5 protein-coding genes are annotated in these 4450 nt (G+C 64.7%); 3 read left to right on the top strand and 2 right to left on the bottom strand.

Annotated features, from left to right (window positions below; genetic code table 11):
* The coding region (locus PGX04_RS20270; protein WP_273740168.1) for a phosphotransferase at positions 1-871 on the top strand (871 nt) is incomplete at its 5' end.
* Between the two features lie 118 nt (positions 872-989).
* On the opposite strand, the gene PGX04_RS20265 is transcribed toward PGX04_RS20270, so the two are convergent.
* A complete protein-coding gene (locus tag PGX04_RS20265) occupies positions 990-1256 on the bottom strand; it encodes a cytochrome C oxidase subunit IV family protein (protein ID WP_273740167.1) in 267 nt (88 codons plus the stop codon).
* A gap of 171 nt (positions 1257-1427) precedes the next feature.
* Here PGX04_RS20265 and PGX04_RS20260 point away from each other — a divergent pair, with 171 nt between their 5' ends.
* Both PGX04_RS20260 and PGX04_RS20255 read left to right on the top strand, forming a co-directional pair.
* A complete protein-coding gene (locus tag PGX04_RS20260) occupies positions 1428-2828 on the top strand; it encodes a hypothetical protein (protein ID WP_273740166.1) in 1401 nt (466 codons plus the stop codon).
* Positions 2829-2932: 104 nt separating this feature from the next.
* Positions 2933-3220: a DUF7410 domain-containing protein gene (locus tag PGX04_RS20255; protein WP_273740165.1), complete on the top strand. Its 288-nt coding sequence runs from the start codon at positions 2933-2935 to the stop codon at positions 3218-3220.
* A gap of 338 nt (positions 3221-3558) precedes the next feature.
* Here the strand turns inward: PGX04_RS20255 and PGX04_RS20250 are convergent.
* Positions 3559-4450, bottom strand: an 892-nt coding sequence (locus PGX04_RS20250; protein ID WP_273740164.1) for a cytochrome c oxidase subunit 3, incomplete at its 5' end; no start/stop codon positions are given.

The raw sequence follows: 4450 nt of genomic DNA, 5'->3' as shown, positions 1-4450 counted from the left end.
CGCGGCTGCGGACAGCCCGCTGACGGGGACGCTTCCCGACGCGGCGCTCGAGGAGTCCGCGCTCGGTCCGGTGCTATCGGAATCGCCGGCTGCGGGCACGCCGCTCATGGACGTCGTCGCTCGATGGGAGACGCCACCCGATCCGGACGCCTTCGCTCGGGTCCTCGAGACGGGACTCGAGTGGATCGGAACGCTACAGCGAACGCACGCGGGCCCTCGAGTAACGGTGTCACCGGAGACGGTGCATCGCGAGCTGACCCCCGTCGAATTCGACGTGACACCGCCGGCGGTATCCGATCCGGTCGAGTATCCGACGGTCCCCGTGCACGGAGACTACCACCCGGGGAACGTCCTCGTCGCCGACGACGGCGCGATCGAGCGCGTCATCGACTGGGAGTACAGCGCGCTCGATCGCAACCCCGTCGCCGATCCCGGCTTCTTCACCCTGAAGCTCGCCGAGTTCGCGTTCGGCGGCTTCGAGGCGGGCGTCCGGGCCACCCTGCTCGAGGACACGCCCCACGCCGACCGCGTGTACGAGCAGTTGGTCGCGTACTGCGAGGCGATCGGCGTTCACCCGCGGACGTTCGGTCCCTATCTCGGACACGCGCTCGTGACCCAGACCGACGTTCACTTCGACACCGACAGCCCGTGGCGCTTCCACGCGAATCCGCGGGAGAAGTGCGATCGATTGACGTTCCTCTACGACAACCTCGAGGAGATCCGAAGGCGACTCGATCGCCAGCGGATGGGGTATTCCACCGATCCGCGGCCGGCAGGCGATACCAGTTCCGACGCCGACGCAGCCGCGTCAGATCATCGCGAGTCCGTTCGCGCTGTGGACGCCTCCGTCGAGCAGCCCGGCCACTGGTGAGCTGCGAGCGACGAGTCTGCTCGATCGACGGATCGATCCGATAGCACCGATATCGGCTGTGAACGAGAGAGAAAAGGCGTGATTCGGTTTCAGTCGGCGGCCATGCTGGCGCGGCGCGTTACTGGATCGAGTATCCCGCTGCGAGGGTGAGCAGGACGACCATGAACAACGCGGTGAGCATCAGGTAGGTGATCGACCGCGGCTCGTCTTTCAGGTGCTGGAAGTAGCCGGCGATCATGGATACCTTGATGCCCGCCAGAATCATCGTGCCGCCCACTGCGAGCTCGTAGGTAAAGATCTCCGGGAAGTGGAAGAAGACGAACTTCCCCGTCGCCAGCAGTATCAGCGCCACGTAAATCAATGCGTAGTTCCGAATACTCGCCATTGGTGAGGAATGAGACTGACGGATACTTATACCTTCCTCATACGATCGCTCGCCGGGCTGGCCGGCGTATACGCGACCGCTGGAAGCGCGTGTCTGACAACGGACGCACGAAACCGACCGTGACCGCACGGAAGCGACACGTAGATGGATCGCGGGCGCGAATCGCCGACAATGAGTGGACGTTCGGCTCTCCGTCGCCGGACCGGTATCGGGTTCGTGTTCGCCCTCGCGCTTCTCGCCGCGGGCACCGGCATCGTCGCTGCGAGCAACGTGGCGGCCGGTCTCTCCGGGGGCAGCAACGTGTCGGTTCCGACGTGGCTCTACCTCGCCACCGGCGGCGGTGCCGTCGGTGCCTCGGCGCTGCTGACCATGCTCGTCACCGATCGCGACGTGATCGGGAGCTACCACGACCGCGCCCTCGAGACGACGACGGATCGCCTCCTGTCTGCGGGGTCGCTCCTATTCGGCGTGCTCGGTCTCCTCGGGCTCGCGCTGATCCTGCTCGCCGGGATCCGCGGTCCGGCAATCGGGTTGATCAGCGCGACTGTCCTTGTGACGTTCGTCGGCGGGCGGGCACTGTTGACGATCGTTGCGTACGCCATCGGAAACCCGTGGCCGGCGCTCAATCCCTGGCGGCGGATCGCCGCGGCGCTGCCGAACGACTACGAATCGTATCCGTCGGCCTTCGGCTCTTGGCCCGCCGTCGTGGCACTCCTGACGTTCGTCTGGCTCGAGATCGTCGCCCCGCTGACCTCGTCGGCGCGTGCGCTGGTGTTCGTCCTCGTGATGTACTCGCTGTTTACGATCTCGAGTGCGGTCGTCTTCTCCCCCGAAACGTGGTTCCGTCGCGGCGATCCGCTCTCGCTGTGGTTTCGACTCTACGGGGCCGTCGCACCGATCCAGCGCACCGATGATGGCTTCGAACTGCGATTCCCCGGCTCTCGGCTGAGCGACGACGACCTAATCACCGACACCTCCGTCGTGGCGTTCGTCCTCGCGCTCGTCTGGGAGCTCACCTACAGCGGGTTTATCGTCACCCCCGTCGGCGTCGGGACCATCGAAGCGCTCGTCGGAATCGGCGTCCCACCGGTGATCGTCTATCTGCTCTTGCTCGTCGGCGGCTTCGCCCTGTTCTGGAAGGTGTACTGGATCGCGATCGACCGGACCCGCGATCGGGCCGAGACGTATCTCTCCCGTCGATATCTCGGGCTCCGCTTCGCCGCGCCGCTGCTCGCCATCGCGGCCGGCTACCACTTCGCACACTACATCGGCTTCGCACTCTCGCTGTGGCCGTCGTTGTTCGACGCGCTGGCGATGCCACTGGACCCGCCGCCGAACCCGACCCGGTACGCGCTCCCCGGCTGGTTCGGCTACGTCGAGATCGCCGGCATCCTGCTCGGCCACGTTCTCGCGGTGTGGGTCTCCCACACCGTCTCTTTCGACCTCTTTCCCGGCAAACTCCAGGCGATCAGGAGCCAGTACCCGCTCATCGTCGTGATGGTGTTTTTCACGATGGTGAGCCTCTATCTCGTCTCCCAGGGGTCGATGAGCCCGCCGTACGTTCCGGGGTGACCACCCACGGCCAGCTCTTCACCTCCGGTCGCGTTTAGGCTCGCTGACCGCTCGGCCCGCTGAACCGGCAAACACTTCCTCCCGCCGTCGCAATTGTCGATCGAATGGCGACCAACCGGCCACTCGAGCGGGAGTACGAGGTGCCACCGGAGGAAACGCCCGGCGCGACCTGTCCGTACTGCGGACGGCCGTTCCGATCCGAACGATACGCCACGTTCCACATCGGTGTCGATCACGCCGCGGAGTGTTCCGAGGACGAATACGAGACGTTCGAAGCCGAACGCGACGACGAGGAGTACGACCTCTTCACGTTCCACTTCAAGGCGGCCATCTCCGTGTTTCTGGTCTACTTCCTGTTTACGTTCGTCTACGCGCTCGTCTGGGCCGGCTAACGCTGGGGGCTCGACTCGCTCTCGTAACGTGGCTCCGACCGCCGATGCTGCCACTCTCTTTGTGCCGTCGCTCCGTCTCGCACATCGTTGCTCGAGCCGTTTGGCGGATTTGTGCCGTCTCGTCGCACTCTCGAGTCCTGGCCTGATCTCGAGGTCGGTAGCGTCGTCGCCTTGCGAGTGTCGGAAGGACAATCGACCGCCCGGATCGAGACCAGTATCGGTTACCGACGGTGTCGTCAGCGAACGCAATGTCGGGAACTCGTAATTTCGCCTCGGTAGTCGTCAGGAAGAATGGAATCGTAATCGAACGCGAATCGAACCCGTGTAGCGGCGGGGCGCTACATCAGGTAGAACAGCGGGAACAGGAAGACCCACACGATGTCGACGAAGTGCCAGTAGAGGCCGAAGTACTCGACCGGCATGTGATCCTCGAGGTAGGCGTCGATCGAGACGACGCGGTAGATCATGAACCCGGCAATCAACAGGCCGAGGATGACGTGCAGCGCGTGCAGCCCGGTCGTCACGAAGTACAACGAGTACTCGATCCCGCTGAACCAGTAGTGACCGGCGTCGAACTTGCTGCTGTACTCGAAGGCCTTGACGCCCATGAACACGAACCCGAGCAGGACCGTCGCGCTCAGCGCGCCGAGCAGCCCCTTCTTGTTTCCGCGTTCGGCCATCACGTGCGCGAGGATGACCGTGAAGCTCGAGGTGAGCAGGACGTACGTGTTGAACAGCCCCGCCATGGTGATCGACTCGAGGTGCCAGTTATGCCAGCCGCCGTGGATGCGCATGAAGATGTACGCACCGATCGCGGCCCCGAAGACGACGACGTCAGAGGCCAGGAAGACCCAGACGCCCATCTTTTCGTTGCTGATGCCGCCGAACGGCCAGCGTTCGGCGATCGCCATCTCGGGAGCGTCGAACTGCTCGCGGCCGAACTGGAACAGCGTGATCCCCATCAGCCCGAGCCCGAGCGCCGTCAGTATCGGGTAAACGATGCTCTGGTTGGGCGCCGAGGCCAGGCTCACGAAGTCGCCGACGCCGCTGTGGATGTGCGACTCGACGAACGAGTAGACGTACGGCGTGATGCCGCTGAGCCCGAGGAAGAAGACGAAGGTCCCGGCACCGATGCCGAGCGGCCAGATGCTGGCGTGGTCGGCGTGTTCTTCTTCGTGGCTCTCGGCGGTCGCGGTCGCCCCGTGGGCGACGCCGCCGTCGGTCGCCGCG

The organism is Natrinema soli (genome assembly GCF_028618695.1).
The sequence above is the reverse complement of the archived record's forward strand: the minus strand, read 5'-3'. Positions and strand labels throughout refer to the sequence as shown.

Excerpts from the sequence above, each read along its gene's own strand:
- PGX04_RS20265 (WP_273740167.1), bottom strand. The coding sequence starts at position 1,256 with ATGGCGAGTATTCGGAACTACGCATTGATTTACGTGGCGCTGATACTG.
- PGX04_RS20260 (WP_273740166.1), top strand. The coding sequence starts at position 1,428 with ATGAGTGGACGTTCGGCTCTCCGTCGCCGGACCGGTATCGGGTTCGTG.
- PGX04_RS20255 (WP_273740165.1), top strand. The coding sequence starts at position 2,933 with ATGGCGACCAACCGGCCACTCGAGCGGGAGTACGAGGTGCCACCGGAG.